This is a genomic window from Pseudomonadota bacterium (genome assembly GCA_016195085.1).
Lineage (GTDB): Bacteria > Pseudomonadota > Alphaproteobacteria > SHVZ01 > SHVZ01 > JACQAG01.
The window spans coordinates 172,538-189,742 of record JACQAG010000022.1 but is presented as its reverse complement, the minus strand read 5'-3'; the positions used below and the strand labels follow the sequence as shown (position 1 = coordinate 189,742).

At 65.2% G+C, this 17,205-nt stretch carries 14 protein-coding genes and 1 pseudogene; 7 read left to right on the top strand and 8 right to left on the bottom strand.

Annotation, left to right across the window (positions count from 1 at the left end):
- Window positions 1-31 precede the first annotated feature (31 nt).
- From HY058_06615 to HY058_06605, 3 genes and pseudogenes are all read right to left on the bottom strand, one after another.
- Window positions 32-430 (bottom strand): SET domain-containing protein-lysine N-methyltransferase, encoded by a 399-nt coding sequence (locus tag HY058_06615; protein ID MBI3496957.1) that lies wholly within the window; start codon window positions 428-430, stop codon window positions 32-34.
- A gap of 209 nt (window positions 431-639) precedes the next feature.
- Window positions 640-2,112: pseudogene (locus HY058_06610) on the bottom strand (RimK family protein).
- Window positions 2,109-2,597 (bottom strand): GNAT family N-acetyltransferase, encoded by a 489-nt coding sequence (locus HY058_06605; GenBank protein MBI3496956.1) that lies wholly within the window; start codon window positions 2,595-2,597, stop codon window positions 2,109-2,111. The pseudogene HY058_06610 and the gene HY058_06605 overlap by 4 nt, the downstream one beginning before the upstream one ends.
- A 764-nt stretch (window positions 2,598-3,361) precedes the next feature.
- Here HY058_06605 and HY058_06600 point away from each other — a divergent pair.
- The 3 genes from HY058_06600 (at window position 3,362) to HY058_06590 (ending at window position 7,845) form a co-directional block, all read left to right on the top strand.
- Window positions 3,362-3,646 carry a hypothetical protein gene (locus tag HY058_06600; protein ID MBI3496955.1) on the top strand — a complete coding sequence of 95 codons (285 nt, stop codon included), beginning with the start codon at window positions 3,362-3,364 and terminating at the stop codon, window positions 3,644-3,646.
- A gap of 187 nt (window positions 3,647-3,833) precedes the next feature.
- Window positions 3,834-4,703 (top strand): hypothetical protein, encoded by an 870-nt coding sequence (locus HY058_06595; GenBank protein MBI3496954.1) that lies wholly within the window; start codon window positions 3,834-3,836, stop codon window positions 4,701-4,703.
- On the top strand, window positions 4,696-7,845 hold the full coding sequence (locus HY058_06590) for a PAS domain S-box protein (GenBank protein ID MBI3496953.1): 3,150 nt from the start codon (window positions 4,696-4,698) through the stop codon (window positions 7,843-7,845). Before HY058_06595 ends, HY058_06590 begins: the two co-directional genes overlap by 8 nt.
- Before the next feature lie 60 nt (window positions 7,846-7,905).
- Here the strand turns inward: HY058_06590 and HY058_06585 are convergent, their stop codons facing one another.
- Entirely contained in the window at window positions 7,906-8,055 is a 150-nt protein-coding gene (locus HY058_06585) for a hypothetical protein (protein ID MBI3496952.1), read from the bottom strand.
- A gap of 274 nt (window positions 8,056-8,329) precedes the next feature.
- Between HY058_06585 and HY058_06580 the strand changes: the two genes are divergently transcribed.
- On the top strand, window positions 8,330-9,067 hold the full coding sequence (locus HY058_06580; protein MBI3496951.1) for a response regulator transcription factor: 738 nt from the start codon (window positions 8,330-8,332) through the stop codon (window positions 9,065-9,067).
- Window positions 9,068-9,146: 79 nt separating this feature from the next.
- Window positions 9,147-9,851: a phosphatase PAP2 family protein gene (locus HY058_06575; GenBank protein ID MBI3496950.1), complete on the top strand. Its 705-nt coding sequence runs from the start codon at window positions 9,147-9,149 to the stop codon at window positions 9,849-9,851.
- A 24-nt stretch (window positions 9,852-9,875) separates the two neighbouring features.
- Here the strand turns inward: HY058_06575 and HY058_06570 are convergent, their stop codons facing one another.
- Entirely contained in the window at window positions 9,876-11,066 is a 1,191-nt protein-coding gene (locus HY058_06570) for a mandelate racemase/muconate lactonizing enzyme family protein (GenBank protein MBI3496949.1), read from the bottom strand.
- Window positions 11,067-11,179: 113 nt separating this feature from the next.
- On the opposite strand from HY058_06570, the gene HY058_06565 reads away from it, so the two are divergent.
- Window positions 11,180-11,476: a hypothetical protein gene (locus tag HY058_06565; GenBank protein MBI3496948.1), complete on the top strand. Its 297-nt coding sequence runs from the start codon at window positions 11,180-11,182 to the stop codon at window positions 11,474-11,476.
- 55 nt (window positions 11,477-11,531) lie between these two features.
- On the opposite strand, the gene HY058_06560 is transcribed toward HY058_06565, so the two are convergent.
- Genes HY058_06560 through HY058_06550 form a run of 3 tightly spaced genes read right to left on the bottom strand, consistent with a single transcriptional unit; the run spans window position 11,532 to window position 15,132 of the window.
- Window positions 11,532-12,506, bottom strand: coding sequence for a DUF4862 family protein (locus HY058_06560; GenBank protein MBI3496947.1), 975 nt, complete (start codon window positions 12,504-12,506; stop codon window positions 11,532-11,534).
- Window positions 12,507-12,520: 14 nt separating this feature from the next.
- Window positions 12,521-13,936, bottom strand: coding sequence for a neutral/alkaline non-lysosomal ceramidase N-terminal domain-containing protein (locus HY058_06555; protein ID MBI3496946.1), 1,416 nt, complete (start codon window positions 13,934-13,936; stop codon window positions 12,521-12,523).
- A complete protein-coding gene (locus HY058_06550; protein ID MBI3496945.1) occupies window positions 13,933-15,132 on the bottom strand; it encodes an alpha-hydroxy-acid oxidizing protein in 1,200 nt (399 codons plus the stop codon). Before HY058_06550 ends, HY058_06555 begins: the two co-directional genes overlap by 4 nt.
- 286 nt (window positions 15,133-15,418) lie before the next feature.
- On the opposite strand from HY058_06550, the gene HY058_06545 reads away from it, so the two are divergent.
- Window positions 15,419-16,990 (top strand): ABC transporter substrate-binding protein, encoded by a 1,572-nt coding sequence (locus tag HY058_06545; protein MBI3496944.1) that lies wholly within the window; start codon window positions 15,419-15,421, stop codon window positions 16,988-16,990.
- Window positions 16,991-17,205: the final 215 nt, after the last annotated feature.

The window sequence follows — 17,205 nt, the reverse complement described above, 5'->3', positions numbered from 1 at the left end:
GGCCGCGGAGCCCGCAGCGGGACTTCTAGCGCTAGCCGAGCCTGGGGGAGTGGTCGACGGCGGCCGCCCAGGTGCCCTCGGGATGGATCACCTCATAGTCGCAAGTGATCTCTTCGTCCCTTTCGATGTCGCGGGCGGCGAAAGCAAATTCCGTTTCGTTTTCCGTATTGGGTGTCGCGCTGTGATTGATGTAGCGGGAATTGTCGAAGCCGATGACCACTCCACCCGGCCAGATTGGCGAGCGGAAGCCGTAATGATCGAGAAAGGTCCGTTGAAACTCCGGCAGACGCTGGTAGAGCTCGTCGGGAACGAAGGCATCAAGACCGGGCTGGAAGGCCCACATCTTCGTGCGGACCGGAACGCGCTCGACCGCGAAAAGGCCCAAGCCATGAATTCGGCTCGGCGCCACATAAGTCGGGACCAGGAGCATCGCGCTTAAGAGGATTCGCCGGCGCTCGAATCCAGCCCTGCCAGCTCACCGATCCAGCTTGGCCAGGAGCGCGGTTCGGCCGCCGCGGCGGTCATCGCCGGCTCTCCGGCGCCGACCGCGAGCGGCTGCGGGAGGACCCCTTGATCTCCATGCGCCGGCTCGATCCGCGCCAACTCCGCAGCCGAGATCACCGGGCCGGCGACTTCCCGTGCCTCGATACGCCGCACGAATTCGCGGATGACGCAGCGATAGATCTCGTCCCTGAGGCACGCGTCCTCGACATCGATGTCGATGTTCGGATTGTCGTTGATCTCGATCACCAGCATCCCTTCCGGGGTCTCCTTCAGATCCACGCCGTACAGCCCGTCGCCGATAAGGTTCGCCGCCTGCATGGCCACCCGCAGCACCTCGGCCGGCGCGTCCTCGACCAGAAACGTGCGGGCGCTGCCCGTCCAAAGCCGGCCATTCTTCAGAAGCTTGTTCACCTGCCAGTGGTTTTTGGTCATGAAGTACTGGCAGACGAAAAGCGGCTGCCGGTTGAGGATGCCCACACGCCAATCGAAGCTGGTAGGAACGTATTTCTGGGCGAGCAGGATCTGCGACTGCTGGAACAGCCGGTCGGTGAGCTGCCGCAGCTCAACGCGATTCTGCGCCTTGTGTACGCCGCGGGAAAACGAGCCATCGGGCAGCTTGAGGACGATGGGATAGTCGATCTCCTGCTCGACCGACGCCAGCCGCGAACGATCCAGGATCACCGACTGTGGCGCAGGCACGCCATTGCTGCGCAGAAGATCGGCGAGAAACACCTTGTTGGTGCAAAGCGTGATCGATCTGGGATCGTCGATGACCGGCAGCCCGGCCGCTGCCGCCCGGCGCGCAAAGCGATATGTGTGGTGGTTGGTGCGCGTCGTCTCGCGGATAAACAACGCGTCGAACTCGGCAATACGATGATAGTCCTTCTTGCCGATGAGCTCGACGCGCACGCCCAGGCTCTTGCCCGCCTGAATGAACTTGCGGAGCGCGCCCGGCGAGGAGGGAGGCGTAGGCTCGGTCGGATCATGGAGGATCGCCAGATCGTATCGGGGCGGCGGATCCTTCTGCGGCACAGGCCGATGGCCGCGCAGATATGAGTCGAGCGCCCGCCTGAAAGAGTCCCGACGCGCCGCATCGAGGTCCCGGATCGACAAGAGCCGGATGGCGGCAATGCGAAGATCGCCGGCGCCGACCGAGCCGACGAAGTTCAGCCTGAGGATCGGGCAGCGGAACAGATCGAAGACGCGGCGCGCCAGCTCGCGGAACCGCTGATCGGTGACTTGGCCGAAGAAAATGTCGAGGCCGCGCAAGGGGTCCGACAGCGAAGGAGCCTCGCCCACGCGACGCAGGGCCTTGCGAAGCAACGCATCGAGCTCGGGTAGGGTGAACCGGTAAGTGGCTTTGGAGCTGAGGTCGACGATGGCTTCGACCGGCGGCACCACGATCTGCCCTCGCGCCTCGGCCAGAAGCGAGCAGTGGTAGCCCAGGCTGCCGTAGCGGTAGCTGCGGCAAAGATTGATGACGATGTCGTCGTCGCTCTTCTGTTGATCCCTCTCGGCGAGATACTCGCACCCGGTCCTGATGCGATAGCTGCGGTCGTGCTCCGCGAAATCACTCGGCCTGCTGACGATGATGACAGGCTTCTTCAAGGTGATCGCCTCCGTCGCAGTCGGCCGCGCTTGCGAGCGCGGCCAGGTGCCAATTGCTTGTCGAGGCGCAACGCGTGGACGCCGTCCTCGTAGAAACCGCGCTTGCGCGCGAAATGGCGGAATCCGAACTCATCGTAGAAGCGGCGCGCGGGACGATTGCCGGGCCGGACCTCGAGGACGAGCCGACGACAATCGCGGGCGCGGGCCTCGCGTTCGACGAGATGCATTAGCCGACGGGCGACGCCCTGTCCGCGGTGGCGAGGATCGACAGCGATCGAGTAAAGCCGACCGACCTTCGTGCCTTTGCGGAACAGCAGCATCGCGTAGCCTTGGATCACGCGCCTAGAGACGGCCACGAAGGTCGTCGAGTGTCCCTCGCGGAGTAGATGGCGGAAGCTTCTGCGGGTCAGTCGATCGCTCGAAAAGCACTGGGCCTCGAGATCCAACAGGTCATCAATGTCGCCAATCCTGGCACCGCGGATCATGCCCAAGTCCGACAGCGACGCTGCTCCCCCATGTGGCGCCCGGCGCAAAGTCCGGTCTTTGCTTGATATGCGCTGTCCGGCGAAAACTCAAGCCCGCTCGCAAGCTAGGCCGTCGGAACTCCGGGTCGCCCGGCCGCGAATCGACAGAACGTCGGCAACGCATCGGGCATCGTCCTTGTCGATGGCGGGCCACGGTCTCCCGCCGCGCCGGAAAAGACCTCTAATAGCCGCGCGGAATCGAGGCGATGGTGCGGGCGATGACCCGATCAACGGCGCGATGTCCACGAATCGAAGGGGACGCGCCAGCGGGGCGATGGACAACCGACCGGCCGTCACCCATCGGCTTTCCGGCCGCGCGAATTGCGAATCGCCCGTTGCCCGAGCGCGTCTCGAGCGGCAACGCCCAAGCGGGTCTGCGAGACCCGGCACGGCATTCCATCCATGTGCCGCTCCGATGCTCAGCGTCGACTGCGGCGCCTACACGCGGGCCGTTCACCTTCTCGGCGTCTCGACGGTGATCGCGGCCTACAAATGGCCTGGCCCGGGCCGCTCCTTCGAGCCGGTCATCGGCTCGGCCCGAGCGGCACGAACACTGCCAAACCTGCAATTGTTACAAGATAATTACGCAACCGACATTGCCGCGTTGCGAAGGTCTGCGATCAAGGGAGCGTCACCGATCCGTTGGCGCTGTCCCATGCACGGCAGCGCCTCGGAGCGTCGCGCATTGGTGGCGACGCGCCTGCCGCCTTCTGGGGAGTAGACGAATGACACGGGTTCTCGTTATCGATGACGACTCCGCCATCCGCGAGGTCATGAACCGGATATTGTCCGACGCGGGCTATCTCGTTGCGTGCGCGAGCGACGGGCGCGTCGGCAATATGGATTTTCTGTCTCTTGCCGTGAAATTCGGCGCCAACCGTACCCTGGCGAAGCCCTTCACCCGCACGGCGCTACTCGAGGCGATCCGCGATGTAGCCGGCCAACCGGGGAGCCAGCCGGCCCCAGAATCCGGGTCCAACTCATCAACGGTTAACCTTTCCCGGGGATGATCCGGGGGTTCAAAAAGAAGCCGATCGCAGACTTGGCCGACGCCCTCCGAGACCTCGAGCCCTTCGGCTTGGCGGATCTTTACGGGATGGCCGCCCGCGCCCCCCAAATCCCACGCTGGACGGATCGCGCCACGCCGCCGTTTAATGCCATAGGGCGCTGATCGCCGAACCTCATGCGAGCGATGACATGCCTGGGCTCATGACCCGTCTGCTGAGGCGGATTGCGCGCGTCGCCGGCGGCAGGTGCGCAACCGGCCTGCGGGGCGCCGAGGGAGCAGAACCGCAGCAGCGAGACGCCGACATCGAGGAGCGCAATAGAGCGAGCGGCGAGGCCGCCGCCGACCTCGAAGCCTTCACCTTCGCGCTGTCGCATGACCTGCGGGCGCCCCTTAGATCGATGACCGGGTTCGCCGAGATCCTGATCGACGAGCATGGCGCCAAGCTCGATGCTGGCGCACACGCGCTGCTCGACGCCATTCGCGCCAACGGCATTCGGATGACGCGCCTCATCGACGACATGGTCATGCTCAACCGCCTCGGTCGCGGACGCATGGAAACGCGCTCCGTCGATCTTTCGGCGGTGGCGCAAGAAATCATCGACGGGCTGCGGCAGCAGGTCCCCGAACGCCACGTGGATCTTTCGATCCAGCCCGGAGCGATCGAGCCGAGCGAGCCGCGCCTCATCCGTATCGTCCTCGAGCATCTGCTTAGCAACGCTTGGAAATTCACCAGCAAGAAGGAAAAGGCGACCATCGAGTTCGGATTCGTTCGCGAGGGGAATCGGACGATCTACCATGTGCGCGACAATGGTGCCGGCTTCGACATGAGCTACGTCGGCAAGCTGTTCAAGCCGTTCCAACGGCTGCATAGCGCCGACGAGTTCGAGGGCAATGGCATCGGGCTCGCCATGGTTGCGCGCAGTCTTCGTAAGCTCGGGGGACGCGCGTGGGCAAACTCGGTCATCGACCGGGAAACCACCGTCTTCTTCTCGCTGACACCTGGATCTCGAGATGATGCCGCCGGCGTCGCTGCCGCGCTCGGATCCGGCAATGAGTAGAACTTTGCGGACCTTGATCGTCGACGATTCCGCCGATGACGCCCGGCTGCTGGCGTATGCGCTCACCCGCGGCGGCTTCGAGCCTGAGCTGGAGCGCATCGATACGGCGGAGGCTATGACCGCAGCGCTGCAGCGCGGTCCCTGGGACATCGTCCTATGCGACCACCAGCTGCCACGCTTCGACATCGCCTCGGCGCTGGCGCTGCTGCGCCAAGCCCGGCTCGATATACCTTTCATCGTTGTCTCCGGGGTCATCGGCGAGGAACGGGCGATCGAGGTGATGCGCCTCGGCGCTCACGATCTCATCCTCAAAGACAATCTCGCGCGCCTCGTCCCCGCGATCGAGCGCGAGCTGTCCGCCTCGGCCTCGCGGCGGCGCGAGGCGGCCGCGGCAGCCGGACTGGCTCGCAGCAACGAGCAGCTTCGCGGCTTCGCCGTAAACCTTCCGGGGCTGGTCTATCGACGCGTTCTGCATCCTGACGGCAGGGTCGAGTACCCCTTCGTCGGCGGCAATTTCCTGACGGCGCTGGGAGTCGATTCCGACCAGGCGAGCAAGGGCGGCATCGACCTCAGGCGATGGCTGCATCCCGAAGATCTGGAACCCTGGAACGCCGCGCTGGCACGCTCCATCAAAGACCTGCAGGCGATGTCCTATGAGCTGCGGCTGGTGCTGCCAAGCGGCGAGGTGCGTTGGATCAGCAGCTACTCGCGGGCACGGCGCGAAGAAGATGGCCGGATCGTCTGGGATGCGGTTGCGATCGACACCACCGAACGCCGAGCAGCGGAGCGCGCGCTCGACCGAAGCCGGCAGCGCTTTCGCGATATCGCGGAGCTGGCGAGCGATTGGATTTGGGAATCCGATTCCGAGCACCGGCTGACCTATCTCTCCGGCAATCCGACCGGGAAAGCGTCAGGCGATGCCGCGGGCTTGATCCGGAAGGCCCTCTGGGAGCTTCCGGGTCCGGAAGGGGAGCCGCGCAACCGGCCACGCGAGCTCGCGCGCCATGCCCCGTTCGACGACTTCCGGCTGGATCTGGTCGGCGCCGACTCCAGAATTCATCGCTTCAGCGTCAGCGGCCGGCCGATCTTCGCGGTCGAGAGCGGTACGTTTCGCGGCTATCGCGGCGTGGCAACCGACGTGACCGCAATCATCGAGGCCGAGCGCAAGCGCACCGAGGCAGAGGCCTATCTGCGCGATGCGGTCGAGAGCATCTCTGAAGGTTTCGTCATCTACGACGCCGACGACCGTCTGGTTACGAGCAACGCGAAATACGCTGCAATCTACGAGCGGAGCGTCAAGCACAGTCCGCCGGGTACGACGTTCGAGGAGATCATCCGACGCGGTGTTGCGGCAGGCGAATACGTCGAAGCGTTCGGCCGCGAGGAGGAATGGATCCAGCAGCGGCTCTACCAGCACCAGCATCCCGGTACCGACGTGGAGCAGCAGCTCGCCAATGGGCGATGGCTGCTGATCACCGACCGAAGGATGCGGAACGGCGGCATCGCCGGCTTGCGCATGGATATAACCCAGCGCAAGCAGGCGGATGAGGCGCTTCGGCAGAGCGAGGAGCGCTACCGGCGCGTTGTCGACGTGCTGCCCACTGCCATCGTCGTGCATGTCGATGGCCGTATCGTGTTTGCCAATCCCGCCGCAGCGCGCTTGTTCGGGGCGGAGAGCACGAACCGGCTCATTGGCATGCACGCGCTCGACCTCGTGCATCCCGACGAGCGCGAGGACGTGTCGAACAATGTCGAACGCGCTTTGCAGAACCGCGTGCCCGACACGCTCCTGCCCATCGAACGGACCATCCTCAGATTGGACGGATCGACGCGCGTGGTGGAAATCATAGGCATCCCCATGGACTACGCCGGCAAGACGGGTGTGCTGGCTGCCGCCTCGGACATTACCGAACGCCGCGTGGCCGAACGCGAACGCCAGGAGCTGCAATCCAGGTTTCAACAGTCGCAAAAGATGGAAGCCGTCGGCCGGCTGACGGGCGGTATTGCCCACGACTTCAATAACCTGCTCCAGATCGTTCTGGGCAACCTCGAGCTTGCCAGGGATCGCTGCGCAAATGATGCGACGGCGGTGGGCCAGCTCGATGCCGCAATCGCCGCTGGCATGCGCGGGGCCGATCTGATTCAACGCCTGCTTTCGTTCTCCCGTCAGCAGCCGCTGATGCCGACTGCGGTCGATCTCAAGCAGCGGATTTCCGGCTTGGTGCCGCTGCTGAGGCGCGCGCTCGGCGAGTCGATCGACATTCGGCATTCTCACGAGGCTGGCCTGTGGCCCGTGGTGACGGACCCCAGCCAATTCGACAACGCGATCCTCAATCTCGCCATCAATGCGCGCGACGCCATGCCGGGAGGCGGCTGGCTTCACATCGAGACGGAAAATTCCATCGTCGATGCGACCTACGCGGCGCAACGCCCGGGACTCGCTGTCGGCGACTATGCGCGGGTGTCGATGACCGACTGCGGCATCGGGATGCCGCCCGAGGTCCTGGAACGCGTCTTCGAGCCGTTCTTCACGACGAAGGAACCGGGCAAGGGGACCGGGCTCGGCCTCAGCATGATCTACGGATACGCCAACCAATCCGGCGGTCACCTATCGATCTATAGCGAGGTTGGACTGGGCACCACGGTGAGCATTCTCCTCCCGAGAAGCCGCACGGATGCCGCCGCATCGGCCGTCATCGAGCCGGCTCCCGGTCTTCCGAGCCGCGCATCCGAGACGATCCTAGTCGTCGAGGACGATCCGGATGTTCGCGCGCTGACCTTGGCCTTTCTGCAGGAGCTCGGCTACCGGACGTTGGACGCCGGCAGCGCCGCCGAGGCGTTGAAGATTCTCGGCGCCGGCCATGACATCGATCTGCTGCTGAGCGATGTCGTCCTGCCGGGGCGCGAGAGCGGAACGGAGCTTGCGGCGCAAGCGTACGCGTTGCGCCCGGATCTAAAGGTGATGTTCATGTCGGGCTATACCAGGGAAGCCATGATCCACGAAGGCCGGCTCGACCCGGGTGTCGTGCTGCTGCATAAGCCGTTCAGCAAGCATCAGCTCGTCGACAAGGTCCGCTCCGTGCTCGACTCCCCCGGCCCGGCTGCGCCGGCCGATGGCAGCCCGGGCAGCGAAGTCTGTTAGCTCGGCTGGCCGTCCGATGTCTCGCCGAGCCGCCGGGCGAGATCGACGGTCTGGCATGGCTCAATCAGCACCGCCATGCCCGCCTCGAGGGGTCCGCTCGCAAGCCGGATTGAATATCGACACCGCGCCCAGTGCATCGATCAGGATCACGCCATCGACGGCCGTGTCGGCCACTGCCTCAAACTGCGTTCCCTCGCCTTTCACCGCCACAACGCCTGGGCTCCTGGTCCCGCCCGATGCCCGTCGCGGCGCTGACCGCGCCGGCGCGACTGCAACCTATGATATTCTGCGATAATATGCTCTCTGTGAGCAAGATATGCTCGATCGGTATGTACTTTGCACGTTCCGATTGCATAATAGTCGCATTCGAGTGGCCAACCCGCGGAGCTGAGACGATGCGCGCCCACCGACGGCATGGCCGGGATGATCACTATGCCCCTTACGATCCTTTGTGCCGAAAGGCGCCTCGGGGCGAGCCTTGCCGATGACCACTGCGGCTCAAGCCCACGCCCAATTGCTCGTCGTCGACGACGATCCGGAGATCGCCAAGCTGGTCCAGACCTATCTCAGCCAGCACGGCTTCGACGTAGACCGGGCGATCAACGCCGCCCGCGCGCGGGAGCTGCTGGAACGCAAGGCCTATCAACTGGCCATCGTCGATCTGCTGATGCCGGGTGAAGACGGCTTGGACCTCACCCGGCATATTCGCGCCACTTACGACATCGGCATCATCATTCTCTCCGGCCAGGTCGAGTCGATCGACCAAGTAGCGGCATTGGAGACTGGGGCCGACGACTACTTGACCAAGCCCGTGCCGTTGCGCGCGCTCTTGGCGCGTGTCCGCAGCGTTCTGCGCCGGCTGGCTCCCATGCCTATCGCCGGCAGATCGCAACCTGCGCGGCTCACGAAGTTCGCCGAATGGACGCTCGACCAGGATCGGCGATGTCTGGTGGACGCCGACGGCACGGACACGACGCTGACCGCCTCGGAATTCACGCTGCTGCTGGCCTTCCTCAACCATGCCAACCGGGTGCTCGATCGCGATCAGCTCCTGGACCTGGTTCGCGGCCGCGATTCCACACCGTTCGACCGCACCGTCGACGTGCTCGTCGGCCGGCTTCGCGGCAAGATCGAGCGGGATCGCAGCAAGCCGGCGCTCATCCGGACGATCCGCGGTGCCGGCTACATGCTGGTGGCCGACGTGGGCGTGGTCGCCGTCTAGACGCCGCGGAAACGCGGTAGTTTAAACTGTCACCATTCGCGGCTAGATTTGCGACATCTGCGGGCCAGGGAGGCGAGCCATGCGCAAGATCACGAGCTTCTTTGCTATCCTTTTCCTGGCATCCCGGCTGCTCTCCGGCGCCTCTGTGCATGCGGAGGGGGCAAGGCCGTTCATCACGGCCGAGGATCTAGACCTTCTCGTGCTCTTGCCGCCGCCGCCACGCAACGACTCGGCCCAGACTAAGGCCGAGCTCGGCGAGATCTTGATTCTACAGGTCACCCGCACCAGCGATATGGAAGCCCGCGCCAAGGCCGATGTCGCTCAAGAGATTTGGCGTTTTGCCGACGTCATGGGTCCGCAATACGCCAAAGATGCGTTGCCAAAGTTTGCCCGGTTCTTCGAGCGCGTGGTCACAACGGAGGGCGCAGTGAACGACCCCGCAAAGGACGTCTGGAAGCGGCCACGCCCGCATCTCTACAGCGATCTAGTGAAGCCCACGGTGCCACTCAGCAAGTCAGGCTCCTACCCTTCCGGCCATGCGACCGTCGGCACGCTCATGGGCATCGTTCTCTCCAACATGGTGCCGGAGAAGCGGGCGGAGATCATGGCGCGGGCCTGGGAGTACGGACACAACCGCCTAGTCGGCGGCATCCACTACGCGAGCGACATCGAGGCCGGTCGGATCGCCGGCAGCGTGATCGCCGCCACGATCATGACGCGGAGCGACTTCCAGACGGAATTTGCCGCGGCAAGGGCCGAACTGCGAGCAGCGCTCGGCCTGTAGCGCTCCTGCCCTGGCGGACCCGGCTCATGCCCTGAGCCGGGGCGTCTTGTAGAGCAGCTTGCCGCCGATGCTCATCATCACATCGACGAGATAGGGTCGGAGCCGGCGCACATCGATCTCCACGCCGAGGCCGGGCGCATCGGGTGCCGCGACCTGGCCGTTCCTGTCCAAGAGAAGATGATTTTTGGTGATCGCCCAAGCGACGGGCTTCAGCTCGACCGGGTACTCGCAGAGCTCATGCTCGCGCAGTCCTGCATAGGGCTGCAGCGAAGCGGTCAACTGCAGATGCGAGGTGAAGGTGTGGTTGACGAAGGTGACGCCTTTCGCCTTGGCATAGTCAGCCACCGCCTTTGCCGGGGTAATGCCGCCGATGCGGCCGGCATCGATCTGCACGAAGCCGATCCCGGCGAAGTCGATCATCTGCTTCGCCATGTGAAAGGTGTAGGCACCCTCGCCGCCGGCGAGCTTGACTCCGCCGCGCGCCAGCCTGGATAGGGCCTTGTATTCGGCGAAGGCATGCCGATCCATCGGCTCCTCGTACCAGGTGGCCCGCGCCCGGCTGAGAGCCGCCAGCCGTCGCGCTGCTGCCTTGACGTCATCGGCGAATACGCAGCCGGCATCGACCAGGAGAATGCCGTCGGGGCCAAGACCCTCGCGCGCCGCCATGAGGTGGTCGGCATCTTGCTTGACTGTCCCGGTGCCGAACCGCCCCCAACCGAACTTCGTCGCCCTGTATCCCGCCTTGCGCACCTTGCGCGCCTTGCGCAAGGTCTGCTGCGGGGTATTGCCGAAGAGTTGCGAGGCGTAAGGCGTCTTCGGCCAGGACTTGCGGTAACCCAACAGCTTCCATACGGGCTCGCCCCGGCGCTTGCCGAGAAGGTCCCACAAGGCCTCATCGATGCCGGAAAGCGTGTGATCGGTCTGCAGAATGTCGAGGGAACGCCGCTTAACCAACGCATTGATCCGCTGAATGTCGGCGATGGAGTCGAGGCGCTCGCCCAGTACGGAAGCACGGAGCGGATGGCAAAAACCATGGGACATCGGCGCAACCCAGCTCGCGATCGAGGTCAGCGGCGAGGCCTCGCACTCGCCCCAGCCGACTTTGCCGCCGGCGGCGACGCGAACTAAGAGCGCATCTTGGCTGCCATCGCTGATATCCTCGACCACCGGCATGGAGACGTAGAACAGATCAACCGCCTCGATCCTCGTCGGCATGAGCCCTCCCCTGCGAACCAGCCAAAATAGCCCGGCATCAGCCGAAGGCACAGGAATCCCGCGGCCGGGCGTTTTCGTGCCAGAATTCCGTCGGGCAAAGCGAGGAGACGCAAATGGATCTTGCAGCCTTCAAGAAATCGACCGCGCGCGGCATGCCGCCATCGGGCCTCGGCTCTGCGATCGAGGCCCTGTGGTGGGATGCCAAGGGCGATTGGGACAAGGCCCATGTCTGCGCTCAAGCCCAGGACGACGAGATCGGAGCCTGGGTGCACGCCTATCTGCATCGCAAGGAAGGCGACCCTCAGAACGCCGGCCACTGGTATCGTCGGGCGAAGAAGAAACCGGCGACGACCACGCTGGACGAGGAATGGTGCGCCATCGCCGAGAGCCTGCTGCACCGCGTTCTCTAGGCCGAGCGCCAATTTCCCCGCGTCGCGGTCGCTGGTTCGCGGCCTCTGCCTCGCCTCACGCCGCCACAGCGAGGTGACGATCGATCAGCGCCAGCGCATCGCGGCAGAATCCGACCCTCTCAGCGACGGCGACACCCTCCGGCCTGACCGCGATCTTGGCGCCGAGGAACGCAAGCGCGCTCGGCACCGCGGCGGCGAGCGATCGGTCGATCTCGGCCTCCGTCATCAGCGAGCCTTCGGCGCCATACTCGATCCCGGGCGCCGGCGCATGGGGCATATGGGTGTCCTGCCAGGCGCCATAGGGGCCGGCGACAGCCCCGCAACCCGAGAAGATGAGCCCGCTCAGAAGATCGGCCGAGCGCAGGCGGCGAATATGCTGAAGCGCGGTCGCCGGCTCCCGCATTTCTAAAACCGAACGGCCCCAATTGACGGCGATGCCGATGCGTAGGGCGGAACCGGCATTGGCGCGGGTCACGGCGTCGATCTCCTCCTCCAGGCCGAGGAAGCCCTTGATGTACGGCCGGCCCGGCCTGAAGGCGTCGCAGTGCTCGACAACAAGGCCCGCACCTTGCCAATCCCATGACCGGATCTCGCTGAGCGAGCGGGTAAAGGAAGCGGCCGATGAGCGGACGCCGGAAGCGGCCGGGCTCGGGGCCGAGTGAAGCTCGACGGCGACAACTGCAGTCCGACCGAGATGCCCGTTGAGGCGCGTGACGGCGTCGCGCGCGCTGGCGGCAAATGCCAGGGCCGCCTGTCGGCCGGCGCCGGACTCCGAGGCGAGACCGAAATGCGGATTTGACTGCAGGGCTTCCATGGTGCCGGGTATGCAGGTCACGACGAAATCCCAAGCCCGGTCGATGTGTGTCAAGAACCACGCTTCGTCATGTCGATGCAGGCGGCCGGTGAATGGAACTTCGAGGCCGCGCAGCGTCGGCAAGCGCCGCAACCCGTCGAAATAGGCGCCTTCCGCCGCCTCGCTCCACTGCGAGCCGCAGGGCGAGGCGGCATAGGCTCCGAGGAAATACCCCATCACGCGGCCTCGCCTCAGCCCGAAGCGGCCAAATCGCGGAGCATCGCTAGGGCGGCGTTAACCAGAGTCGATGCGGCAGTCGGCGCGTAGGGCGTGGCCCATTCGACCTCGTAGCCGCCGGATTGAAATTCCTCCGGCGTGGCGACGTAGCCCTCCCAGCCATTGGTGTAGCCGGCAAGCTGGGTCACCGGTAGCGGCGAGGCTTGGCGGACTTCGGCGCCGAGCCTGGCGAAGGGCTCGAGCGGCGCACCGATCAGGCCCACGGGCCCAAGCCGGATGCCGTGGAGCTCGACCTCGACCTGGGTCCGGCCGCTGCAGAGCTCGCCCCAATGGGCGTCCATGGCGGCACGCTTCGCCCGGAAGTTCACTTCGGCAATCTCTTGCGGCGTTGCCCGCGAGCGGTCAATCGAGCCGGAAGCCGCGGCCCATTTCTCCGCCTCCGCTCCCAGCGCCTGGCTCGAACCATAGTTGCGCACCGGCAGCGCCACTTTGCGCGAGAGCGCGCGGAGAACGGGCTCGGTCTCCGGCAACGGATCATTGACCCAGATGCCGAGTGGCGCGCCGGACTCAACCACCCGATCGAAGCGCCTTTGCGTGGGCCGGGTGCGTAGGCCGAGGCAAACCCGCGCCGCCTCCGCGCCCAGGCGCTTGCCGATCCGTCGTGGCGCTCCCAGATCGGCCGTCAATCCCTCGACCGGCATTTGATCCCCGGCACAGCCTTGCAGAAATAGGCAGGTGCCGCCGACCAGCTCCTCCATGGTGCGCTTGACCACACCCGGATAGTCGGGACTGATCAGCCGATTCTCGTGCGCAAGAATGATCGGGTGCGTGCCGAATCCGACCAGGCTCGCGATCGGATTCTCCTCGTTGTCGTCGATCCTGACCACGGTCACGGTCTGATCGGAGTAGCCATCCCAATTCTGGCCGACGACGGTCCGGCCTTCGGGCGTGCGCAGCCGGCGATTGACCGACACGTCGCTCTTTCCGTATCCGGCCGCGATGCGGGCCGGACGCAGCGCCGCCGCCGCCGTCTGTGTCGCCGCCCTCAGCCCGGCTCGCACCGACTCGCGGTAGGCCGGCACCAATTCCATGCCCGGCAGCTCCTCCTGAGCGCCGAACCGACCGACCTCCCAGCTCGGCCCCGCATGGGTGTGGCCGTAGGAGATGCGCACATCGGCGGGAGCGCATTTCGCTTCTTCGGCCACGATCTGGCGGAATTCCTCGCAGTCCTCGGTCGGCACGACGCCGAGATCGACATCGACGATGGCAATCCGTTCTCGTCCTTCGGCCAGCAGAAGAACGGTCAGCCACAGCGGCAAGTCGATGCCTTCGGCGCGATCATGCGTCCTGGCACCCCAATTGACATGGGCAATGCCGACGGGCGGGGTGATATCGGCGCGGCCGACCCCGGCCTTGAGCCCGCCCGTCATGAATTCTCTCCCCAGGCGTGGAAGCGGCCGGCGGCGAGGCCGTCGCACCAGAGATAGCTGCGGTCGAGCATGTCGAGGGTCGGGCAGCCGAGATAGCCCTGGACGCGATCGATCTCGTCCTTGAGCAAGGCCACGAGGTGCTCCGCCCCCGCCGGACCGGCGGCGGCGACGGCGAAAGCGGCGGGGCGGCCGAGAAAGGCCATCCGCGCGCCCATGGCGACTGCCTTCAGCACGTCGCTGCCGCGTCGGAAGCCGCTGTCCAAGCAGACGGTCAGTCGCGCTCCGACGGCATCGACGATTTCCGGCAGAATCTCGAACGGCGCGACCGCGCTATCGAGGTTGCGGCCGCCATGATTGGAGAGGATCACGCCGTCCATGCCGAAGTCGGCCGCTCGGATCGCCTCCTCCTTGCTCATGATGCCCTTGAGCAGCATCGGGCCTTTCCAAGCCTCGCGCAGCGGGCGTAGAAAGTCCCAGTCGAGGGTCGGATTTCGCTGCGACATGAAGTAAGCGACCAGCTTGGCGGGATCGGTCGGGCCCTCGACCTCGCCTATCAGGTTCTCCATGCGCCCGAGGCCCGGCCGCATCCCGACACGGTAGAGCCAGCTCGGATGGCGGAGGATGTTGAAGACATTGCCGGGCGTCTTCTTCAAGGCGAGCGTGAACTGGTTGCGGCGGTCGCGCTCGCGTTTGGGAAACATGTTGGTGTCGGTGGTGACGACCAGCGCCTCGTAGCCAGCCGCCGCGGCGCGCCTGATCAGCGACAAGTTAACCCTCTGGTCATTGAGCGTGTAGAGCTGGAACCACAGCCGCGCCTGACCGGCATGCTCCGCCACCCGCTCGAGCGAGGTGTTCGAGGCGGTGCTGAGCACGAAGGGAATGCCGGCGGCGGATGCGGCTCGCACCAGTTGGATCTCCGCCTCCGGCCACAGCAGGCCAAGACCGCCCATCGGCGCGATGCCGAACGGGCTTGCCGAAGGCCGGTCGAAGAGGTCGACCGACTGGGACCGCTTCGCCACGTCCACCACGGTGCGGGCGCGGAAGCGCACGCGCTCGAACACGGCGCGGTTATGACGAAGCGAGACCTCGTCCTCGGCGCCGCCGTCGACGAAGTCAAAGATGGGCTTCGGCAGACGCCGGCGCGCCATCTGGCGCAGATCGGCGATGCTGTGGGCCCGGGCGAGCCTGGAATTCATGGGTCACTCATGCGGCTGGCGCGGCTCAAGAAGCCTGCAAGGGTGGGCGCCGCGACGGACCCATGCCTGCTGTTGCGCGCGGGCTACGGCTCGGACCGGCGGCCGTGTCGCGGGGCAGGAACCCCCTTGGACGGCGGCCGAGTGTCCACAATCCCAGGCTTCGGCGCAAGCAAGGCCGCGGATGGGCAACCACCGCCTAAGAGACGCCTTGCGGAAATCGCCCCGCCGGCCAAAACTAGCCACGTAACCACAAAACAGGGAGCTTCCCCCCGTGACCCAGGCTCAAATCCCGCTCAGGGGCGCCGCGCTCGCCGCGTCGCTGCTGGCCGCGCTGTCGGCGCCGGCCCTGGCGCAAACGACGATCCGCGTCGTTCCCCACGCCGATCTCAAGGTTCTGGACCCCAACCAGACCACGGCGACCATCACCGTCATGCACGGGCTGTCGATCTTCGACATGCTCTTCGCCATGGACGAGAAGCTCAATGTCAAGCCGCAGATGCTGGAGACCTACAAAGTCTCGTCCGACAATCTCACCTACAACTTCACCCTTCGGCCCGGCCTCAAGTTCCATGACGGCACCCCGGTCACCACCAAGGACGTGATCCCCTCGCTCGAGCGGTGGATGAAGCGCGGCGCGGTCGGCCAGAAGCTGAAGACCTTCATGGCCAGCATGGAGCCGGTGGACGATCGGACCTTCACCATCAAGATGAAGGAGGCCTACGGCCTGGTGGAATTCTCGCTCGGCATCATCGCCGGCATTGATGCCTTCGTCTTCCCGGAGAAGGAGGCGAAGAGCGATCCCTTCGTCGCCTTCACCGAGACCAACGGCTCCGGCCCGTTCAAGTTCAACAAGGCGGAATGGGCGCCCGGATCGAAGGTCGTCTATGACAAGAACAAGGACTATGTGCCGCGCAGCGACGCGCCCGACGGTCTGGCCGGCGCCAAGCTCGTCAAGGTCGATCGGGTCGAATACAAGTATCTCCCCGATGCGAACACGGCCGTCGCCGCGCTCGGCGCCAATGAGGTGGATCTGATGGATCAGCCATCGATCGACCTCGTGCCGATCGTGGAGAAGAATGCCGACATCGAGCTCAAGGTCATCGCGCCCATCCCCGCGGTCGGCGTGGTCCGGCCCAACCACCTCTATCCGCCCTTCAACAATGTGAAGGCACGCGCCGCTTTGTCGGCGATGATGAACCAAACCGACTACCTGCAGGCTGGGTTCGGCGACAAGAAGTGGTGGAGCACCTGCTTCTCCTACTTCGTGTGCGGTGCGCCCTATGGCAGCGAGGCGGGCTCGGAACCCTACCGCCAACCCGACATGGCAAAGGCCAAGCAGCTCTTGGCCGAGTCCGGCTACAAGGGCGAAAAGATCGTAATCATCGGCGCCATGGACATCGCCTCGCTCAATGCGATGACGATGGTGACCGCGGACAAGCTCCGGCAGATCGGCGCCAATGTCGACCTGCAGATGTCCGACTGGGGTGGCGTGGTGACCCGCCGCGGCAAGAAGGAGCCACCGGACCAAGGCGGCTGGAACATCTTCCACACCACCTGGGGCGGCGTATCCATGGCGCATCCGCTCCTGAACGTCGCCGTCAACGAGCAATGCGGCGGCAATAACTGGTTCGGTTGGCCTTGCGATGAGGAAGCGGACAAGCTTCTGGACCGCTTCATTCGGGCACCGGAGGCGGCGCAGCAAAAGCAGATCGCCGAGGCCTATCAGAAGCGCCTCTGGGAAGTGCAGCCCTTGGCGCTGACCGGCCAGTACAGCCAACCGACCTTCTACAGGAAGAGCCTCGACGGCGTCTTGAAGGCGATCGTGCTCGTGTTCTGGAACATCTCGAAGAAGGGTTGATCTCCGAACGGCAGCGCACGCTGCCCGGCTCGAGCGGCGGCCCAGGCAACGGGGCCGCCGCTTCGCTTTCTGGCCGCGGGTGGAGGGCTTTGGCCGAGGCGGCCCTCCTATTCCCGCGCCCGGCAATTTCTGCCGACCGGCGTCCGCCTCTGCCCCTGCCCAGCCTTCTCAAGCCTTTGAATCATCTTGCTCATTCTTGTGGCCTGCTTCCTGCA

What these genes read in the sequence shown, in the direction of transcription:
- HY058_06590 (MBI3496953.1), top strand. Translation starts at nt 4,696, where the DNA reads ATGAGTAGAACTTTGCGGACCTTGATCGTCGACGATTCCGCCGATGAC.
- HY058_06550 (MBI3496945.1), bottom strand. Translation starts at nt 15,132, where the DNA reads ATGAATTCCAGGCTCGCCCGGGCCCACAGCATCGCCGATCTGCGCCAG.
- HY058_06580 (MBI3496951.1), top strand. Translation starts at nt 8,330, where the DNA reads ATGACCACTGCGGCTCAAGCCCACGCCCAATTGCTCGTCGTCGACGAC.
- HY058_06600 (MBI3496955.1), top strand. Translation starts at nt 3,362, where the DNA reads ATGACACGGGTTCTCGTTATCGATGACGACTCCGCCATCCGCGAGGTC.
- HY058_06575 (MBI3496950.1), top strand. Translation starts at nt 9,147, where the DNA reads ATGCGCAAGATCACGAGCTTCTTTGCTATCCTTTTCCTGGCATCCCGG.
- HY058_06605 (MBI3496956.1), bottom strand. Translation starts at nt 2,597, where the DNA reads ATGATCCGCGGTGCCAGGATTGGCGACATTGATGACCTGTTGGATCTC.
- HY058_06565 (MBI3496948.1), top strand. Translation starts at nt 11,180, where the DNA reads ATGGATCTTGCAGCCTTCAAGAAATCGACCGCGCGCGGCATGCCGCCA.
- HY058_06555 (MBI3496946.1), bottom strand. Translation starts at nt 13,936, where the DNA reads ATGACGGGCGGGCTCAAGGCCGGGGTCGGCCGCGCCGATATCACCCCG.
- HY058_06570 (MBI3496949.1), bottom strand. Translation starts at nt 11,066, where the DNA reads ATGCCGACGAGGATCGAGGCGGTTGATCTGTTCTACGTCTCCATGCCG.
- HY058_06595 (MBI3496954.1), top strand. Translation starts at nt 3,834, where the DNA reads ATGCCTGGGCTCATGACCCGTCTGCTGAGGCGGATTGCGCGCGTCGCC.
- HY058_06560 (MBI3496947.1), bottom strand. Translation starts at nt 12,506, where the DNA reads ATGGGGTATTTCCTCGGAGCCTATGCCGCCTCGCCCTGCGGCTCGCAG.
- HY058_06615 (MBI3496957.1), bottom strand. Translation starts at nt 430, where the DNA reads ATGCTCCTGGTCCCGACTTATGTGGCGCCGAGCCGAATTCATGGCTTG.